The sequence below is a fragment of the Pseudomonas sp. PS1(2021) genome, from assembly GCF_020405165.1.
GTDB lineage: Bacteria > Pseudomonadota > Gammaproteobacteria > Pseudomonadales > Pseudomonadaceae > Pseudomonas > Pseudomonas aeruginosa.
Genome location: NZ_CP084484.1, coordinates 228,685 through 243,125 on the forward strand (window position 1 = coordinate 228,685; position 14,441 = coordinate 243,125).

Annotated in this window: 25 protein-coding genes, 1 other RNA gene and 1 pseudogene; 2 read left to right on the forward strand and 25 right to left on the reverse strand. The window is 64.9% G+C overall.

What is annotated here, in order from left to right; translation table 11 throughout:
- Positions 1-80: 80 nt before the first annotated feature.
- From LE197_RS01065 to LE197_RS01180, 24 genes are all read right to left on the reverse strand, one after another.
- Complete coding sequence (locus LE197_RS01065) at positions 81-482, reverse strand: hypothetical protein (RefSeq protein WP_015649661.1); 402 nt, start codon at positions 480-482, stop codon at positions 81-83.
- Positions 479-721 carry a hypothetical protein gene (locus LE197_RS01070; protein WP_012613781.1) on the reverse strand — a complete coding sequence of 81 codons (243 nt, stop codon included), beginning with the start codon at positions 719-721 and terminating at the stop codon, positions 479-481. Before LE197_RS01070 ends, LE197_RS01065 begins: the two co-directional genes overlap by 4 nt.
- Positions 721-1,137 carry a virion protein gene (locus LE197_RS01075; RefSeq protein WP_015994790.1) on the reverse strand — a complete coding sequence of 139 codons (417 nt, stop codon included), beginning with the start codon at positions 1,135-1,137 and terminating at the stop codon, positions 721-723. The genes LE197_RS01070 and LE197_RS01075 overlap by 1 nt, the downstream gene beginning before the upstream one ends.
- Complete coding sequence (locus LE197_RS01080; RefSeq protein ID WP_015994814.1) at positions 1,137-1,607, reverse strand: hypothetical protein; 471 nt, start codon at positions 1,605-1,607, stop codon at positions 1,137-1,139. Before LE197_RS01080 ends, LE197_RS01075 begins: the two co-directional genes overlap by 1 nt.
- Positions 1,552-1,899, reverse strand: coding sequence for a hypothetical protein (locus LE197_RS01085; RefSeq protein ID WP_015994813.1), 348 nt, complete (start codon positions 1,897-1,899; stop codon positions 1,552-1,554). Before LE197_RS01085 ends, LE197_RS01080 begins: the two co-directional genes overlap by 56 nt.
- Positions 1,900-2,001: 102 nt before the next feature.
- Positions 2,002-2,451 carry a Mor transcription activator family protein gene (locus LE197_RS01090; RefSeq protein ID WP_003137290.1) on the reverse strand — a complete coding sequence of 150 codons (450 nt, stop codon included), beginning with the start codon at positions 2,449-2,451 and terminating at the stop codon, positions 2,002-2,004.
- The gene (locus LE197_RS01095; RefSeq protein WP_016068560.1) at positions 2,444-2,845 is read right to left on the reverse strand and encodes a gp16 family protein; all 402 of its coding nucleotides are present in this window, start codon (positions 2,843-2,845) and stop codon (positions 2,444-2,446) included. Before LE197_RS01095 ends, LE197_RS01090 begins: the two co-directional genes overlap by 8 nt.
- The gene (locus LE197_RS01100) at positions 2,842-3,138 is read right to left on the reverse strand and encodes a hypothetical protein (protein ID WP_016068559.1); all 297 of its coding nucleotides are present in this window, start codon (positions 3,136-3,138) and stop codon (positions 2,842-2,844) included. Before LE197_RS01100 ends, LE197_RS01095 begins: the two co-directional genes overlap by 4 nt.
- Positions 3,139-3,210, reverse strand: an RNA gene (locus LE197_RS01105) — hammerhead ribozyme type II.
- Positions 3,209-3,478, reverse strand: a complete 270-nt coding sequence (locus LE197_RS01110) for a hypothetical protein (protein ID WP_016068558.1) — start codon at positions 3,476-3,478, stop codon at positions 3,209-3,211. Before LE197_RS01110 ends, LE197_RS01105 begins: the two co-directional genes overlap by 2 nt.
- Positions 3,479-3,480: 2 nt before the next feature.
- The gene (locus LE197_RS01115) at positions 3,481-3,687 is read right to left on the reverse strand and encodes a hypothetical protein (protein WP_016068557.1); all 207 of its coding nucleotides are present in this window, start codon (positions 3,685-3,687) and stop codon (positions 3,481-3,483) included.
- Between the two features lies 1 nt (position 3,688).
- A complete protein-coding gene (locus tag LE197_RS01120; protein WP_016068556.1) occupies positions 3,689-3,970 on the reverse strand; it encodes a hypothetical protein in 282 nt (93 codons plus the stop codon).
- A gap of 224 nt (positions 3,971-4,194) precedes the next feature.
- The gene (locus LE197_RS01125; RefSeq protein ID WP_015649667.1) at positions 4,195-4,473 is read right to left on the reverse strand and encodes a hypothetical protein; all 279 of its coding nucleotides are present in this window, start codon (positions 4,471-4,473) and stop codon (positions 4,195-4,197) included.
- Position 4,474: 1 nt separating this feature from the next.
- Complete coding sequence (locus tag LE197_RS01130) at positions 4,475-4,852, reverse strand: hypothetical protein (RefSeq protein ID WP_016068555.1); 378 nt, start codon at positions 4,850-4,852, stop codon at positions 4,475-4,477.
- Between the two features lies 1 nt (position 4,853).
- Positions 4,854-5,372 (reverse strand): host-nuclease inhibitor Gam family protein, encoded by a 519-nt coding sequence (locus LE197_RS01135; protein ID WP_016068554.1) that lies wholly within the window; start codon positions 5,370-5,372, stop codon positions 4,854-4,856.
- Positions 5,373-5,388: 16 nt separating this feature from the next.
- The gene (locus LE197_RS01140; RefSeq protein ID WP_014604074.1) at positions 5,389-5,700 is read right to left on the reverse strand and encodes a hypothetical protein; all 312 of its coding nucleotides are present in this window, start codon (positions 5,698-5,700) and stop codon (positions 5,389-5,391) included.
- Positions 5,663-6,076 carry a hypothetical protein gene (locus tag LE197_RS01145; RefSeq protein ID WP_012613773.1) on the reverse strand — a complete coding sequence of 138 codons (414 nt, stop codon included), beginning with the start codon at positions 6,074-6,076 and terminating at the stop codon, positions 5,663-5,665. Before LE197_RS01145 ends, LE197_RS01140 begins: the two co-directional genes overlap by 38 nt.
- 100 nt (positions 6,077-6,176) lie before the next feature.
- The gene (locus LE197_RS01150; RefSeq protein WP_016050126.1) at positions 6,177-6,812 is read right to left on the reverse strand and encodes a hypothetical protein; all 636 of its coding nucleotides are present in this window, start codon (positions 6,810-6,812) and stop codon (positions 6,177-6,179) included.
- A 71-nt stretch (positions 6,813-6,883) separates the two neighbouring features.
- A complete protein-coding gene (locus tag LE197_RS01155) occupies positions 6,884-7,549 on the reverse strand; it encodes a hypothetical protein (RefSeq protein WP_016068552.1) in 666 nt (221 codons plus the stop codon).
- Positions 7,546-8,298, reverse strand: a complete 753-nt coding sequence (locus tag LE197_RS01160) for an AAA family ATPase (protein ID WP_003099407.1) — start codon at positions 8,296-8,298, stop codon at positions 7,546-7,548. Before LE197_RS01160 ends, LE197_RS01155 begins: the two co-directional genes overlap by 4 nt.
- Before the next feature lie 14 nt (positions 8,299-8,312).
- Complete coding sequence (locus LE197_RS01165) at positions 8,313-10,307, reverse strand: DNA-binding protein (RefSeq protein ID WP_016068551.1); 1,995 nt, start codon at positions 10,305-10,307, stop codon at positions 8,313-8,315.
- A 67-nt stretch (positions 10,308-10,374) separates the two neighbouring features.
- Positions 10,375-10,584 carry a hypothetical protein gene (locus LE197_RS01170; RefSeq protein WP_015649674.1) on the reverse strand — a complete coding sequence of 70 codons (210 nt, stop codon included), beginning with the start codon at positions 10,582-10,584 and terminating at the stop codon, positions 10,375-10,377.
- On the reverse strand, positions 10,584-11,018 hold the full coding sequence (locus LE197_RS01175; RefSeq protein ID WP_015649675.1) for a hypothetical protein: 435 nt from the start codon (positions 11,016-11,018) through the stop codon (positions 10,584-10,586). The genes LE197_RS01170 and LE197_RS01175 overlap by 1 nt, the downstream gene beginning before the upstream one ends.
- A 2-nt stretch (positions 11,019-11,020) precedes the next feature.
- Positions 11,021-11,377: a helix-turn-helix domain-containing protein gene (locus LE197_RS01180; protein ID WP_015649676.1), complete on the reverse strand. Its 357-nt coding sequence runs from the start codon at positions 11,375-11,377 to the stop codon at positions 11,021-11,023.
- A 169-nt stretch (positions 11,378-11,546) separates the two neighbouring features.
- On the opposite strand from LE197_RS01180, the gene LE197_RS01185 reads away from it, so the two are divergent.
- Positions 11,547-12,260 (forward strand): helix-turn-helix transcriptional regulator, encoded by a 714-nt coding sequence (locus LE197_RS01185; protein ID WP_016068295.1) that lies wholly within the window; start codon positions 11,547-11,549, stop codon positions 12,258-12,260.
- A gap of 163 nt (positions 12,261-12,423) precedes the next feature.
- Positions 12,424-12,501: pseudogene (locus LE197_RS37225) on the forward strand (hypothetical protein); the annotation flags it as partial.
- Between the two features lie 121 nt (positions 12,502-12,622).
- On the opposite strand, the gene LE197_RS01190 reads toward LE197_RS37225, so the two are convergent.
- Positions 12,623-14,338, reverse strand: coding sequence for an MFS transporter (locus LE197_RS01190; protein ID WP_003091965.1), 1,716 nt, complete (start codon positions 14,336-14,338; stop codon positions 12,623-12,625).
- Between the last annotated feature and the right edge of the window lie 103 nt (positions 14,339-14,441).

Here is a 14,441-nt window from a genome sequence, read left to right on the forward strand (position 1 = left end):
TGTCCCAGTGCAGGCCGGCGCAAGCGCCGTATTGGTCGTAGAGTTGTTTAAGGGCAATTGCGGCGGCATCGGGGCTGTCATCAGTCACCGCCACCGGGGTCTGGCACGGTTGAGCCAAGGCCGCTGGTAGTGGCCTGGGCGGCACGTTGACGGGCGGTTTCGAGCTGCTGCATGACGCCAGCAGGAAAGCGGCAGGCAGCGCGATCAGCAGCGGTTTCGGCCAGGGCATGGCGAAGCTCCCGAGTAGTTTGTTGGTCGCTGTCGGCCCGCTGGGCCAGGCGCTGGAAAAGAGCCGCGCTGGTGTCCTGGACCGTCTTCAGTTGTGCCGCCGATTGCTCCAGGACGTCGCGATATGCGCGGGTCTGTGCGTCAGCGCAGGCGGCGCGCCCATCGGCCAGACCGGCCTCGCGACCGCCCCACCAGCCGGCCGTCCAGACCATCACCAGGAGCACAAAGACAACCAGGCCGACGCGCCAGGTCATGGCGATTTCTCGACGCTGAGCTGGACCTGGTAGGACGCAACGGTCTGCATGAAGCCGTAGGCGAACGCCCCGCCCAGGCCATAGGCGAGGCCTGCGGCACCAATTGCCATGAAGACCAGAATCACGACGCGGGCCAGCAGGTCGCGGAGATAGAGGCGTATCCAGAGCCATCGGTTGGCCGGGTCTTCACGGCAGATCGCGAACAGATCGCTGAGGCTGATTCCGCTGGGGCGCTGCATCACAGCACCTCCCGCACAGCCTGGGCGATCTGCTCGGCGCTGTAGGGCTGCTGCCCGTTTTCGTGCCGAATGATCGCGGTCACCAGGGCGGCCAGGGTGTCCTGGTCCATGTGCAGGCCGGCCTGCGGCGGAACCCCCATGGCTCGGGCCACGGCCGTGGCATATGCGCGGGTGTCGTTCTCGTTGGACGGCGCCCAGCGTGCGATCAACGATTCGACGGTGCGCAGGCCGTGGACCTTGCGATAGTTCAGCAGCAGCTTTGCCAGGGCGCGGATGCCGTTATGCGCGGTGTCGAAGCGGGCGAATCGGGGCTCGATCTTCGGGTTGTGCGGGAGCTGGCCCTGCCAGTTGTTGCGTGCCGACCAAACGATGTTGCCGGGGTTGTTGTTGCGGATGCCGCGAGGTTGAAGGGCCATCAGTTGTTCTCCAGTTTGCGTTTTACCCACTGGGCGAACGCGCCCAGCCATGAATCGCCGTCCCGCTCAAACAGGCGCAGGGCCGCACCGATCAGCCACCAGGCAGGCAGACCGGCAATCACCAGGAGCGGAGCGGAAACGAACAGCAGGCCGACCGCTGGCTCCAGCTGGTAGAGCCCGGCCACCACATGGGCCGACTCGAACAACTCGGGGCGTTTGGAGTGCAGGTAAACCACCAGGATTGGGCCGAAGACGCTGGACGCGACGATGGTGCAGAACAGCCGGGCGAACCCCTCTTTCATTGTTCGGGGCCACAGGACAAGGAAGCCCAGGGCGGCAGCCAGGGCGCCCGCGCTTATGTGGATGCCGAACATTTTCAGCAGCGCGGCGCTGCCGGCCGAGGTGGATGCGGGATCAGGCATTTGGTGCTTCCGTTGCGAGCGCTGCCCGAATTGCGGATAGGTGCGCATTGCCTACCTCCGGGGCGGACTTGGTGTAGTTGGATATGCGGAAATCGGTGTCGGTGACGCGGGGAGCAGGAGGCGGGCCGCGCCGGATCGACTCGGCGCGGTTGTCCATCATCTGGCGATACGCCTTGACCTTCGCGAAGGCATCCTCGACGTGCGCCCGAACAAGCGGCTGCCAGTTGGCCGGGCAGGCTGCCAGCAGAGCGTTACGACGCTCGCGGCTGGGCTCGGCCAGGATGGCGGCGGCGTAGTCGCGGGGGCTGCGTAGAGACGTTGAGGGGCTAGATGTGCTCATGCCGCCATCGTGGCGGCGAGTGCGACGCGGGATTAGCGGAAGGGGTTCAACGGCTGAGATAGGATCGGCGCGGAGACGCCGGCCGGGGCGTTGCGCCCCGGCTTAGTGGAACAGGGTGGATTGCTGCGGTGCCGGCTCGCTCGGCCGGTTGACAATCTCCCATATCCAGCGGTCGGACAGGTTGTACTTGCGGGCAAGATCGCTGAGCAGGCTACGGGCGGTTTGCCCATCACGCAAGCCCTGCTCGAAGCGTTCGACGATCTCCAGGTCGCGCCACCGTACCAGCGCCTTGTGGCAGCGAGCCACGTAAATTTCTTCGCCCCGATAGTGCGTGTGGAGCTGCTCCTCGATGTCGCTGCCCACCAGCTCGGCCAGCGCAGCCCGTCGCGCTTCGCCCCTCCGCGCCCGGCCCTCGGCTATCCGCCAGGACGTGCCGCCGAGTTGCTCGACCACCACCAGGGTGGCCGGCAGGCCGATGCGTCCGGCCATGTCGCGGACGGTATCCGGCAGCATGTCCTGGACCTCCCGAAGATCGACTTCAGACCTACTCATGGCGGCTCCTGTCAATGATAAGCGCCTGCATCAGCCGGTAGAGCTGGCTGTCGTCCAGCCACTCGACCCGCTCGACCTGGAACATGCGCCGGGCCATGTGGTCGGCGTAGCTCCAGGGGCGATGGGCGCTGGCCAGGAGCGCGGTGATTTTGCGCAGCACGGTTTGCCGGTTTTGCGGCACTTTTGGCGTCGCCCGGCCTTGCCGTTTGCTCTTCGGTTTCCAGCCCAGGCGCTGGAGTTCGACCAGTACGTGGTCGATCTGGCGCGGCCCTAAGTCCTTGGCCGAGCGCACGCCCGCGACGCGAGCCAGCAATGCGCGATAGGTGTCATCGTCCATGCCGAGCTGGGCCTTGGCGATGTGGATTTTTGCGAGGTTGACGGCGCGTAGGCTCATCGCTTGGTCCTCCCTGGAAGGCTTCTCTTTTGGATCAATTCGGCAAAACGTGACACGTCACGCTCAGCAATTTCGGCAACGTTGTGTAGGAGCAAAGTGACCGCCTCGGCCGGCTCGGCGAAGCCTCCGGCCGCGCAGATCAGATCGAGTGCATCAGCCGTTCCCTGGTACATGTCCATGTTGAAGCGGCGACCGCCCAGCGCAGCGCGGCGCAGGGCATCGCGCTCGCGCTTCGCCCGTTGGCGTTCTCGCGCCAGGCGGCGCTGGCGGTCCGTCTTGGTTTCGTTCGTCATGGGTGGCTGCTCATCAGTACCGGACCACCACGTCCGGCAGACCGTCCCGGCCAGGCCGGGGCGGTTTCGCTCAGTGGACGGTGCGGTTCTTGGCCGTGGTGTAGTGGATTTCCTGCTCCGGTTCCTCGCCGCGAGCGCGGCGTGCCAGGCACTCGTCGCAGGCGCAGGAAACGCCGTTACCAGCTCCGTTCAGCTTGGCGAGTTCCCGGCCAATGGACTTCGAGGCCTCCATGAGGGCATAGGCCAGTTTCGAAGCTTCGGAATCGTGCAACTGCGGGCCTTTCATGCCGAAGAGGACGCCGCCCTCGGTGTCGCTGATGGTGATGGTGTAATGGGCCATGGTTATGCCTCCTTCTGTGCGGATGCCTGCTTTTCCAGCTGGCGGATGCGGGTGCGAACTTTCTTCTCGACGATCTTCTGGAGGCCGGTGACCGCGAGCGCGGCGCGGCATTGCTCCAGGTCGAAGCCGGCAATGGCGCGGAGTCGGCTATCGACGTCTACGGCGCCGTAGCTCTGTCCGGGGTGATTGAAGGGGTTGGACTGCTGCATTTCACACCCCCAGCGCACGGAAGCCGGGCCGATCCTGCTGGCCCAGGGTCTGGATGTAGCGGGCGATGGAACCCAGGTTCTCGCGGTCGGTGGCCTCGGGGCTCACACCCGGCACGCGCCGGGCGACTTTCTGGCCCACCTGGTGCGGCTCAGCGGTTGCAAAGACCGCCGCCCGCACGCTAGCCAGCTCGCCCACGGCAAGGGCGAAATAGCCCTCGCCTGGGTGCTCTTCCCGCAGCTCGATCAGGCCGTCGATGCGGCACATGGCGAACGTCTTGGTCATGTCATGCCTCCCGACGCATGTGGCTAGATAGGCTTTCCCGGATTTCCTCAGCGCAGGCGCGCCAGGACGCCTCGGAAACCATGGGGCTTTCGAGCGACCCCGGCTCCGAAGCCAGTACCATGCAAGCGAACTGATCCAAGGCTTGGAGGACCATTGCTTGCATCAGCGGTCCGCTTTTGGGGTACTCCATCAAGCGGGTTACAAGCTCCACGTTGGTAGGCATGTCACACGTCTCCCATGAAAACCTGGAACGACTCGCTGTTGTGCGAGGCGATCCAGCGAACGAACCTTTCGAGGGCGTCAATGCCTTCCGCCTGGTTTTTTGCCTCGGGTATGCCGGGCACCAGGAGCGACTTTCCGTCGTAGGCATGGCGCGAGGTGACTTCGATGATTTCGCGAACGACCTGGTCGTCCCCACGGGCGATCTCGATTGCACCGTCGGGCACCTGGTCACCGAACTGGATCAAGCCAGAGGCCCAGCAGAAAGCGATGGTGTCAGCCATGTCACACCTCCTGTTTGGTGAGCGATAGCGGGAGTGTGCCAAGCCACTGGCGGGCCACTCGTAGGCCGATTCGGAAGCCGATGGCTTGGGAACCAGTGAGCTTGACCGAGCCAATCCGAACCTCGGCCGTATCCGGCGCATTCAGCGCCGTATCAATCTTGCCCATCCCGTTCTGGTGCCAAGAGGTGAGCAGCTCAGCCACGCGCAGGAGGTCAGTGTTCGAACAGAAGTCCTCCAGCATTTCGCGCAGTTCAGCCTTGGCTTCCTCCGCGTTCTCGATGGCGTGGCCGTCGTCGAATGTGCCCCCGACCAGTGCCCAAGCACTGGCGAATACCTGGGCCTGCGACATGATGGTGTCGATGCTGACTTCCTCGGCCATGTCACTGCACCTCCGCTTCGAAAGGCACGATGGCGAAGTCTTCGATGCCGGAGTTCACGGTCAGCCCCGGAAGCCCCTGGACGGCCTCGGGTTCGTTGAGGATCGCTTCCTTGTTCACCTCTTCCTTGGTGCGGATGAAGCGGATTAGCCCCTTGCTGCGCAGTAGCTCCAGGACCGCATCGGCGCCGCGCACAGTCACGGACGGGGGACGGATGCGCCACTGGACCTCGCCGGTGGTGAGGTTCGCGTACTTGACCTTGTTGTTGTCGGTCAGCTCGGCGCGGTTGGCCTCGCACCAGGACTGGACCCCGCCCTGGAGGACCGCCAGGCGCTTCTTCAAGTCTTCGGCCGGCTCCGAATAGCGCTCGGTGATCTGGCCAATTTCATCGTTCATTGCGGTTTCCAGACGGGCCAGCTCGCGCTGGAGGTCGCCGATGTTCTTGATATCGCTGATGACCTGTTCGCGGGTCTGCGGGACGTAGACGGCGGCAGCGGATTTCAGACGTTTCTTCGGTGCCATGTTGGCGTTCTCCTGTTCAGTGAATTACGGGGTTGCTGCCGGCGAAGTCGCGGTAGCTGATCGGTTCGCTCCAGGCCAGGGTGATGCCCTGGAAGCGGGTGATGTAACGGGTGCTGCCGGCCGAGGCGTCGCGCTGGAAACCCAGCAGGAGCCCCTTCTCCAGGAGCCGGCGGGCGTCATCTGCGGCGATGGTCACGCGCCCCTCTGTCGGCTCCAGGCGATGAAGGCGGACCCCCATGCGCTGGAGCAGCCGGGCGGCATCGTTGAAAGTGCGCAGGCTCAAGGCCAAGTCAGGCGTCAAGACTTTCAAGGGCAATGCGGTTCTCATGGCCTTGTTCCTCTCGTTTCATGGGGGCGGTATGCGGGTTGCGTGGACAGGCGCGGCACGCTTTCCAGCAGCGCATCGCGACGGGGTTGTTCAGCGGCGCCGGCCGCTGGAGGTACTCGCTACACTCGACCGAGGTCACCGCCTCGCCCAGGGCCGGGCACTCAATGCGGCTCAGCGCGGCCAGGACACGACGCTCGACGCGGATCGTCGAGGGCGACGGGTAGCGGTTGGCGAGGATGGTGCTGACGGTCGAACGGCTCATGCCGATTGCCTCGCCGGCCTTCGTCTGGCTGCTGCGGGCCACCTCAGCGGCGAGCAGCTGGACGAAGACGGGCGGACGCTCGCCCCAGGCCGACAGATCGATTGCGCGGTCCATTAGCACCCCCACTGCCAGGCAATGAGGCGCCGGATCGGTAGCAGGGCATCACCGACCAGGACCAGCAGCAGGCCGAGGGCCAGGACGATGCCGATGGGGGTCAGTGCTCGGCGCATGGCGGCACCTCCTGGTTCAGCAGTGAGGCCGCCCGGTCCAGGCGCTCCCCCTGAACGCGTTCCTGCATTGCAGCGGTTTGACGCTCAAGGTGATTGATAGCCCCCTGGTGCGCCTCCTGTTTCCAGGGATGGCTGTCAGCGACCTTCCTTCCACAAGGATCGCTGCGCACGGAGGCAAGGGCCTGCTCCAGAGGCATTCCCTTGGCCAACCGCATGCGCACGGAGGCGGCGGTGACCTGGCCGAACTGGCTCACCAGCTCCGGCAAGGTGGCTGTTACACCAAACGCGGTATAGCGGGTGTGTTTTGCCATCGCGGCGCGCCTCGCCGCGACAATCGAGCGCAGACGCCCCTCTGTCATCGGACACGTACGCCCCTTCTTCTCCTGGTCAGCGCGCAGGCGGTCCCATGACTGGCAAGGAGGCACCCAGTTCATTTCTGGCAGGAGTTCCAGGAGTGCTATGAACTTCCGCCAGTGCATACCCAGGGCCTTACTCACGGCCCGACGACTGAACCCACGGCTCGCCATGTCGCGGATGTACTCCTCAATGTTCGTAGTTCCGCGAAAGTGGCTTGTGCTAGCCTTCGCGGCGCTACCGCCTTGCTGTGCATGCATTTGCATGGCTCCTCTCCTTCCGGGTGGTGGTAGGTGTCGAGGGGCGGCCACCCCTCGGCACCGTCTTCATCAGGGCCTCAGCCGCCTGATTCGTTGTTCTCTTCGGTATCCGCCACGCCAGCCTGGGCAGCGCCCCGCGAACGACTCCGGTTGTGCTGGTACTCGCCGTGCGAACTCCACATGACCTGATCCAGGTTCGGGTCGTAGACCTGACGGCGCGTCTCGCGCTGGACAATGGGCGGCCGTGGACCGGTGTAGCGGCCCGGCTTGAGGGCGTAGTGGCGGCCGTTGCGGGTCAGGTATCCGGCGTTTTGGAGGTCGATGAAGTAGCGCTGAACGGTGCTGGGCGACACGGGCGTGCCCGAGGCCGCCACCGATGCGGCTATCTGTTCCGGGGTCGATGGGCCGAGGATTCGCAACGTCCGCCAGACCGCCTCGGTGGTGTAACCCTGCTGGGATGGCTTGCCATCGGCATTCAGGTTCGGTGCCTCGACGCCGTTGTCGCGGATCAACCGGAAAACGACCTCTTCGCCGCGCTTTAATCCGCGAATCGCCTCGACGTAGCCGCCCAGGCGCAGGCAGGCGACATACTTCTCGACGGTCTTGTCGTGCTGATTGGACCGGCGCGCCACACGGTAGACGGTGAACTCTTCGCGGTTGGCCCGGATCACTTCCCACATCTGCTGGCGGGGGCTCTTGCCCCCGACCATAGACAGGTGGGCCGGGTTCTTGCCGAGGCTCACTTCGAAGTCCTCGGGCTCGGGGCCGCACCGGTGTACAGCTCCAGGTTCAGGCGCTGGAGGTCGGCCAGTTCCAGCTCGCGTCGGCCCTGAACGGTGGCGGCCTCGGCCAACTGCTCCAGGTTCACCGCGACGCGACGGACAGAGCCCAGGGACTTCTTCACCAGGTGCGCGAGCAGATCGTCAGCGATAGCCACTCCGGGGCTGTAGACCGGCGCCAGGTTGCGGGCGTCCTCCAGGGACACTGGCTGGGCCGGAACCCAGCTCAGAACGCGGCCATGGAAGCGTTCGTACTTCTTGAGCTTGGTCGGCAGCATTTCCTCGCCGATCAGCAAGATGGAGGCTTGGCTGGACTCGTACAGATCACGAATCAGCTCGACCTGGCCAGCGGCGACCAGGTGGTCCATTTCGTCGATGATCAGCGGGCGGCCGCTGGCGGCCAGTTCCTCGGCGATCTGGTCGGCCATTTCCGGGATGGTGCCGGCCGGCTTGATGCCCATTTCACCCAGGATCGACTTCAGCGTGTGCTTGCGGGTCCAGACGCTTTTGGCCTGGACGTAGTAGGCGCGGCGGCGATTGGCGACCCAGGCGGCCGAAACGGATTTGCCGAAGCCGGACGGGCCGTAGAAGCAGACCAGGCCGGGCAAGGTGGAGGTACGCGACAGCGCTTTCTCCAGGGCGATATCGCAAAGGGCGATGTTGGCGATGTCGGCCATGCCGCTGGCCAGTTGGGTGGTTTTCGGGGTGGTCATGAATACAGCTCCTTTCATGCTTGCCGCTGCTGGGCGGCGAATTCTTTGGATTTGGGGTAAACCTCGAACCACTGGGCGGCGTCCGGCTCGATGGGTTGGCCGGAGCGCTGCCGCTCGGCCAGCTCGCACCACTGCCGGTAGCGCTGGGCGGGAGCGGTCGGCAGGGTGAAGACCTGGGCGGTGGTGGCTTGGGCGGTGGCTGCGGCCGGGCGCGGTTCGTCGATCCGCTCGGCCTGCATTTCGAGGGTCGCGGCGCTGCGCGACCGGAGTTGCTCAGGGGTGATCGTGCCGAGGCCGGGGATGGACAGCGGCGCATCCATTTCCAGGGCATACCCGCCGTCACGCTCGGCGCGAATCTCGTCGAGGTGCGCCAGGGCGCGCTTCTCGCGGGCCTCTGCGCGTTTCTCGCGGGCACGCTCGACATACGAAGCCGGCATGTAGTCGCGGCTGTTGCCGTTCAGCTCTGCGGTGCAGAGGAAGCGGCCCTCGCCGTCGTAGACCCACACCCGGCTGGCGTCGTGGATGTCGTAGCCCACGGCCACCTGGTCGCCGTGGAATTCCTCCAGCTCGCGGGCGAAGTAGCGGTTGCCGATGAACTCCAGTTCGCAGCGGCGGACGGTGCGCAGCACCTGGGGTCGGAACAGCGGCCGGGCCTCGTCGTCGGTGACCCGCATCGGGCTGAAGCCATCGGCTTCGTGGAGCGCCCAGGCTTCGTTGGGGGTCATGTGCCGGCGACGACCGGTGTTCGGGTCAACGATGCGCGGCAAGCTGCTGTGCGGCCGGTCGTTGTACTCGGCAATCTGCTGTTCGCAGAACGCGACAAAAGATTCCCAAGACATCAGCGGCATGGTGCCGCCCTTGGCAATGGCCCGGCGCGTCAGCTTGAAGGTGGCCAGCTTGGCCTGGCGGTCCATGTCGGCGCCGATGTAGCCGGGCAGTTCCTTGGCGGCCCGAATCCACAGGCTCTGGTGGACGCGCTCAATCACGCCCCGCGCCTGGCTGTTGTAGGGCAGGCTGTTTTTCATGTCGATGCCCAGGCGGCCCATAAGGCCGACCGCCTCGTCGCGCATCATGTGGTTTACGTAGCCTGAGCCGTTGTCCACGTAGAAGATGGCCGGAATGCCGCCCTTGGTGCAGGCGTCGCGCAGGGCATCGACAACCACCAGGGCCGACTCGGCCAGGCCGGTGGACCATCCCGGAATTCGACGGGTACGGATGTCGATGATGGTGGTGATTTCCGGCCGGAAGGGCCGGCCGTGCATCGGGTGCTGGACCTCGGCGTCGAACGTGTGGCCGTCGCAGGAATAGACGTCGGTCGGGAGTAGCTTGGTGAAGTCGCGGCGAATGAACGGGCGCAGTGCCTTGATTTCATGCTCACCCATACGCCCGACCTCGCGGCTGACGTTGCCCACCTTGCGCAGGAACGCATAGACCTGGTCCAGGCTGGGCATTTGCCCCTGCCAGTGCTTCTCCAGCAGTGCATGGGCAGCGCGGGCGCTGCGCTTCTCCGGCCCCTGGTAGATGGTCATGAATGCCGGCGCCCAGTCGGGAACGCTCATGTCCGGGCGGCGGACCTTCGGCACCAGGGCGCCACGCTCGGCTTGGTCCAGGAAGCGCTCCAGGCTGCGCACGCTCGGCAGGCCATCCGCGCTCGGGCGGCCGCGAGGATCGCGGGCCATCTTGAGCATGGCGAGCAGTTGCGGCTCGACCTGGCCGAGGCGCGCCATGTCCAGCATCAGGGTGATGGAGCGTTTCCGGCTGTAGCCGGTGCGGGCCATCATCAGGTCCAGGGCGTGCAGCACCCCCTGGCGGGCATCGGCGACCAGCTGCTGGCGGTTGCTTTCGACCAGGGCCAGTTGCGTCTCCTGGCGGACCACCTTGGTGGCCACCTCGCCCAGGGCGGCGTTCAGCAGTGCGGCGCGGGTTTCCTTCGGCAGGGCCGAAACGTGGTACTCGATAGCCTTGGTGCCGACGCGGCGCCGTCCACTCCACGACTTACGCTCGGCCATTGCTTTGACGTTTCGCGCGGTTCCGGGAACCCCTGGCAACCCTGCAAGCTCTTGGGCAGAGAACCATTCACTCATGGTCGCCCCCGACAGCTTTGCGCTGGGCGATCAGGGCGTCACCGAGGGCCAAGGCCGCCGATTCGAGCCAGTCGAGTGCGTCCCGATAGGAACGGTTGTGAACGGTGCTTTCGTCCGTAGCGCTGGCCTCTTTGACTAGGTTCCAGAACTCGGTGGCGTTCCGCAGGTTGTCGAGCAGCGGTTTGAGGTCGGTGTTTGTCATCACGGCTCCCCCAGGATTCGTTTCAGCTCACGCGCCTGCCGACCCGCTTCCTCGCGGGTCCGCTCCAGGCGGCCCAGTTCGGCGAGCAGTGCGTCTCGGCCATAGGCCACGCGGCCACCCCGCACATCGACCAGCCAGTTGGTCAGCAGGTGGCTCGCGCAGACGTCTTCCAGGAGGGCGGCGCGGTAGAAAGGCAAGTTGTGATCAACTCGGGCGGGACTCGACCAGGCGTCGAGCATGTTCTTGCTCACGTCATCGCCGGAGAGGCGCGACATGCGGGCGGCAATCTCGTAACGGTCGAGGTTGGCGGCCTTCAGTATTTCGCTGACCAGCTCGCTGACCTGGGCGGCGTAGTTGCACTCACCGGGTATAGCGCGAGCTGGCTGCGGAACATCGAAGATGTCCAGGGTGCGGTCGTCTTTGCGGCGGGCCATGTTCAAGCCCCCGCGTCGGCTTTACGCTGCGCTTGGTCAGCGTATCTGTTATTTTTCCCGGATCGGCATATGACACTGTCATATGCCTTGAGGGTTTCCGAACGATTGGGCCGTTGCCGCTTCGGATTCTCGTCGTCGAGCCAGCGCTCAGGCCACAGCACCAGGGGGCTGAGGTCGAGCACAGCGGCGATGGCGCGCTCTACCCGAGGGTAGGGATTCAGCTTGGCGTTTTTGACTGCCGGGCTGGATACGTCGAGGGAGCGGGCCACCTCGGCCAGGGACGAACCCCTGGCGCGGAGCTGGTATTTGATCCACTCCCAGCGGACGTTGTTGTCGCGGGGTATTTCGGTTCTGTTCATGCCTACGTTCCATCTCAACCACCGTGCAGGGTGGTTTTTTTGGGGTGTCTAACGTGACTTAGGGCATAAACATAGCGAGAAAATCCTCGCACAGCAACGGATTTCCACTCATCCGTTTAGTTTTTCTTCGCACCTGTGCGCAGAAAAACTATGAATACTAGGAAAATCAATGGGTTACGAACAAACGGATGGCGCACCGACTGAATTGTCTGGGCATCCGATTCCTCAGGATGGAATCGGATACTTCAAAATCCGTCTGAAGCAGGCGATTTCCTCGCATAGCTTGCGAGGATTTTCTAAGGAATGCGGCTTGTCCGAGGCGACCCTGCGCAGTTATCTGTCGGGGGAGACTTTCCCAACCTTGGATCGACTTGAGCAGATCGCCCAGGCCGCAGGGACTTCCGCTATGTGGCTGGCTTTCGGCACCCCTATACCTGCGGAAGATAGTCGCGAGAAGGGAGACGACAATTACGCCTATATCCCTCTGTATGACGCTCGGGTGAGCGCTGGTCACGGCTCCTGGACAGAGGGGGCGCAGATACTCGCTCAGTTGGCATTCACTCGCTACAGCTTGCGGAAGCAAGGCCTGGAGATCGCGAATATGTCGGCCGTCCGCATCGGCGGTGACTCAATGGAGCCACTGTTGAGCGATGGCGATACGGTGATGATTGACCACAGTTGCAATGAGGTTCGTGACGAAGCTGTCTACGTCATCCGCCTGGATGACCACTTGTACGCCAAGCGCGTCCAGCGGCAGATCAATGGCGGCCTGGCGATCATCAGTGCTAATCCGGCCTATCAGACAATGTTCGTGTCTAAGCAAGACTTGGAAGCAATCGACATTATCGGGCGCGTCGTATGGTCAGGCCGCTGGATGGCTTAGCGCTCATTCCGTGCCAATTAACGATCAATATTTTGCAATCCTTGCTCAATCCTGATCGATATTTTCCAAACACCCGCACGGTGCCTCTCCGGCTGGAGCCCTAGTGTTATAGGGGCTCTAGCCTATCCATCCCTCTTTTGGCATGTGTCAAAACAGTCACCTCCCCACAGCCGGGCCGTCGGCGGTGGTCAGCGCCGACGGCATGGCGCCGCTCAAGCGCAAGAAGCCGACGGCGGAGTGATTGCGCGCCGCCGACCGCTTCGGAGGGTGGATAACCGTTTGCGGTTATCCGCCGCGCCGGCGTTGGATGGCGGATAACGCCGCTGGCGCTGTCCGCCCCGGGGGACTGCCTGGCCCCGTTCTCAGCTCCCCGCCGTCGCGCCCGCCTCGTCGTTGGCCGGCGGCGTGGCGCTCTTCACCAGCGGCGTATCGTAGCTGCTGGCCTCGTAGCTCACGCAATGGCGGATCTGCGGCGGACCGTCGCCGGCATGCAGGGCGGTGACGTTGTCGATGACGATCTTGTCGGCCAGGGTCATGCGGTCGAGCATGCGCAGGTGCTGGATCCAGTTGTCCACCAGGAACAGTTCCTGCCAGACCTCCGGGTTGCTCACGTCGCGGAACAGCGACCAGCGCTCCGCGCCGTTGCGCAGGCGCAGGCGGCGCAGCGGCTGGGCGGCGCGAACGAAGTCGCGGGTGCGCTCGGCGGGAATCCGGTATTCGATGGAGACCAGCACCATGCCCCGCCGCGTGTTGAAGACGAAGCTCGGCTGCCCGGGCATGCTCGCCGGCGCGCGGGAAATACTGGCGGCGTCCATTTCCGGCAGGCGCGAGTTGTACAGGAGGATCACCGAGGCCAGCAGCAGGCAGCCGGCGGCCAGCAGCGCGCCGTGCACGGTCATGGTCTCGGCGAGATGGCCCCAGAGGAACGAACCCAGCGCCAGGCCACCGTACAGCGCGGTCTGGTACAGCGCCAGGGCGCGCGCCTTGATCCAGTCGGGGACGAGGATCTGCACCGCCGAGTTGTAGGTGGCGAGGGCGCCGATCCAGCAGCCGCCACCGAGGATCAGCACCGGGAACAGAACCCAGAGGTTGTCCACCAGGCCGAGGGTCAGCAGGATCAGCGCCAGGGTGAAGCCGGCCAGGCTGATCAGCCGGCTGCTGCCGATCCGCTGGCGCAGGCGCGAGACCTGGGTGCTGCCGAGGATCGCGCCGAGGCCGAGGGCGCCGAGCATGTAGCCGTAGATCGCCGCGTCGCCGTCCGGGTTGCGGTGCGCCAGCAGCGGCAGCAGGGCCCAGACCGCGCTGGCGGAGAGGCCGAAGGCGAAGGAGCGCATCATCACCAGGCGGGTGACGGTTGAGTACTGGGTGAAGCGCAGCGCCGCGGTGACGCCTTCGAGGATGCCTTCCGGCGGCAGGCTGCGCTTGGGCACCTCGCGCCGCCACTGCCAGATCGCCCAGATCAGGGCCATGTAGCAGAAGCTGTTGAACAGGAACACCCAGGCCGGTCCCACCGCGCTCAGCAGCAGGCCGCCGAGGGCCGGGCCGGCGGCGCGGGCGACGTTGTAGTTGACGCTGTTGAGCAGCACCGCGTCGCTGACCATGCGCGCCGGCACCTGCTCGTTGACCGCCGCCTGCCAGGCCGGGATGGTCACCGAGCCGCCGAGGGAGATCCAGAGGATGGAGATGATCAGCAGCACCGGGTCGAGGTAGCCGAGGAAGGCCAGCAGGGTGGCGAACATCGCTCCGGTCATCTCGAAGCTGAGCCCCCAGAGCATGATCTTGCGCCGGTCGTGGTTGTCGGCGATGACCCCGGAGAGGATCGACAGCAGCACCAGCGGCAGTGCCGCGGCGACCTGGATCATCGCCACCATCAGCGGGCTGGCGTGGGCGTCGGTGACCACCCAGGCGGCGGCCACCGACTGGGCCCAGGTGCCGAGGTTGGCGAACAGGTTGCAGATCCAGATGATGCGGAAGGCCTGGATCGAGAACGGCGCCCAGGTGCCGGTGCGTTCTGGCTTGGCCGCTTGGCCTTCGGGTTTGAGGGGCAGGTCGTGCTTGGGCGAAACGGACTGGAGCATCAGATGGGTGCCTTGTATCAGCGTGCCTGATGTCGGGAAAGTCTAGCCGCCTGGCGCCTGGGCGCCATTGATGGCGGTCATGGGGCCGGCCCGGCGTGGATAG

Excerpts from the sequence above, each read along its gene's own strand:
- LE197_RS01065 (WP_015649661.1), bottom strand. The coding sequence starts at position 482 with ATGACCTGGCGCGTCGGCCTGGTTGTCTTTGTGCTCCTGGTGATGGTC.
- LE197_RS01070 (WP_012613781.1), bottom strand. The coding sequence starts at position 721 with ATGCAGCGCCCCAGCGGAATCAGCCTCAGCGATCTGTTCGCGATCTGC.
- LE197_RS01075 (WP_015994790.1), bottom strand. The coding sequence starts at position 1,137 with ATGGCCCTTCAACCTCGCGGCATCCGCAACAACAACCCCGGCAACATC.
- LE197_RS01080 (WP_015994814.1), bottom strand. The coding sequence starts at position 1,607 with ATGCGCACCTATCCGCAATTCGGGCAGCGCTCGCAACGGAAGCACCAA.
- LE197_RS01085 (WP_015994813.1), bottom strand. The coding sequence starts at position 1,899 with ATGAGCACATCTAGCCCCTCAACGTCTCTACGCAGCCCCCGCGACTAC.
- LE197_RS01090 (WP_003137290.1), bottom strand. The coding sequence starts at position 2,451 with ATGAGTAGGTCTGAAGTCGATCTTCGGGAGGTCCAGGACATGCTGCCG.
- LE197_RS01095 (WP_016068560.1), bottom strand. The coding sequence starts at position 2,845 with ATGAGCCTACGCGCCGTCAACCTCGCAAAAATCCACATCGCCAAGGCC.
- LE197_RS01100 (WP_016068559.1), bottom strand. The coding sequence starts at position 3,138 with ATGACGAACGAAACCAAGACGGACCGCCAGCGCCGCCTGGCGCGAGAA.
- LE197_RS01110 (WP_016068558.1), bottom strand. The coding sequence starts at position 3,478 with ATGGCCCATTACACCATCACCATCAGCGACACCGAGGGCGGCGTCCTC.
- LE197_RS01115 (WP_016068557.1), bottom strand. The coding sequence starts at position 3,687 with ATGCAGCAGTCCAACCCCTTCAATCACCCCGGACAGAGCTACGGCGCC.
- LE197_RS01120 (WP_016068556.1), bottom strand. The coding sequence starts at position 3,970 with ATGACCAAGACGTTCGCCATGTGCCGCATCGACGGCCTGATCGAGCTG.
- LE197_RS01125 (WP_015649667.1), bottom strand. The coding sequence starts at position 4,473 with ATGGCTGACACCATCGCTTTCTGCTGGGCCTCTGGCTTGATCCAGTTC.
- LE197_RS01130 (WP_016068555.1), bottom strand. The coding sequence starts at position 4,852 with ATGGCCGAGGAAGTCAGCATCGACACCATCATGTCGCAGGCCCAGGTA.
- LE197_RS01135 (WP_016068554.1), bottom strand. The coding sequence starts at position 5,372 with ATGGCACCGAAGAAACGTCTGAAATCCGCTGCCGCCGTCTACGTCCCG.
- LE197_RS01140 (WP_014604074.1), bottom strand. The coding sequence starts at position 5,700 with ATGAGAACCGCATTGCCCTTGAAAGTCTTGACGCCTGACTTGGCCTTG.
- LE197_RS01145 (WP_012613773.1), bottom strand. The coding sequence starts at position 6,076 with ATGGACCGCGCAATCGATCTGTCGGCCTGGGGCGAGCGTCCGCCCGTC.
- LE197_RS01150 (WP_016050126.1), bottom strand. The coding sequence starts at position 6,812 with ATGCAAATGCATGCACAGCAAGGCGGTAGCGCCGCGAAGGCTAGCACA.
- LE197_RS01160 (WP_003099407.1), bottom strand. The coding sequence starts at position 8,298 with ATGACCACCCCGAAAACCACCCAACTGGCCAGCGGCATGGCCGACATC.
- LE197_RS01165 (WP_016068551.1), bottom strand. The coding sequence starts at position 10,307 with ATGGCCGAGCGTAAGTCGTGGAGTGGACGGCGCCGCGTCGGCACCAAG.
- LE197_RS01170 (WP_015649674.1), bottom strand. The coding sequence starts at position 10,584 with ATGACAAACACCGACCTCAAACCGCTGCTCGACAACCTGCGGAACGCC.
- LE197_RS01175 (WP_015649675.1), bottom strand. The coding sequence starts at position 11,018 with ATGGCCCGCCGCAAAGACGACCGCACCCTGGACATCTTCGATGTTCCG.
- LE197_RS01180 (WP_015649676.1), bottom strand. The coding sequence starts at position 11,377 with ATGAACAGAACCGAAATACCCCGCGACAACAACGTCCGCTGGGAGTGG.
- LE197_RS01185 (WP_016068295.1), top strand. The coding sequence starts at position 11,547 with ATGGGTTACGAACAAACGGATGGCGCACCGACTGAATTGTCTGGGCAT.
- LE197_RS01190 (WP_003091965.1), bottom strand. The coding sequence starts at position 14,338 with ATGCTCCAGTCCGTTTCGCCCAAGCACGACCTGCCCCTCAAACCCGAA.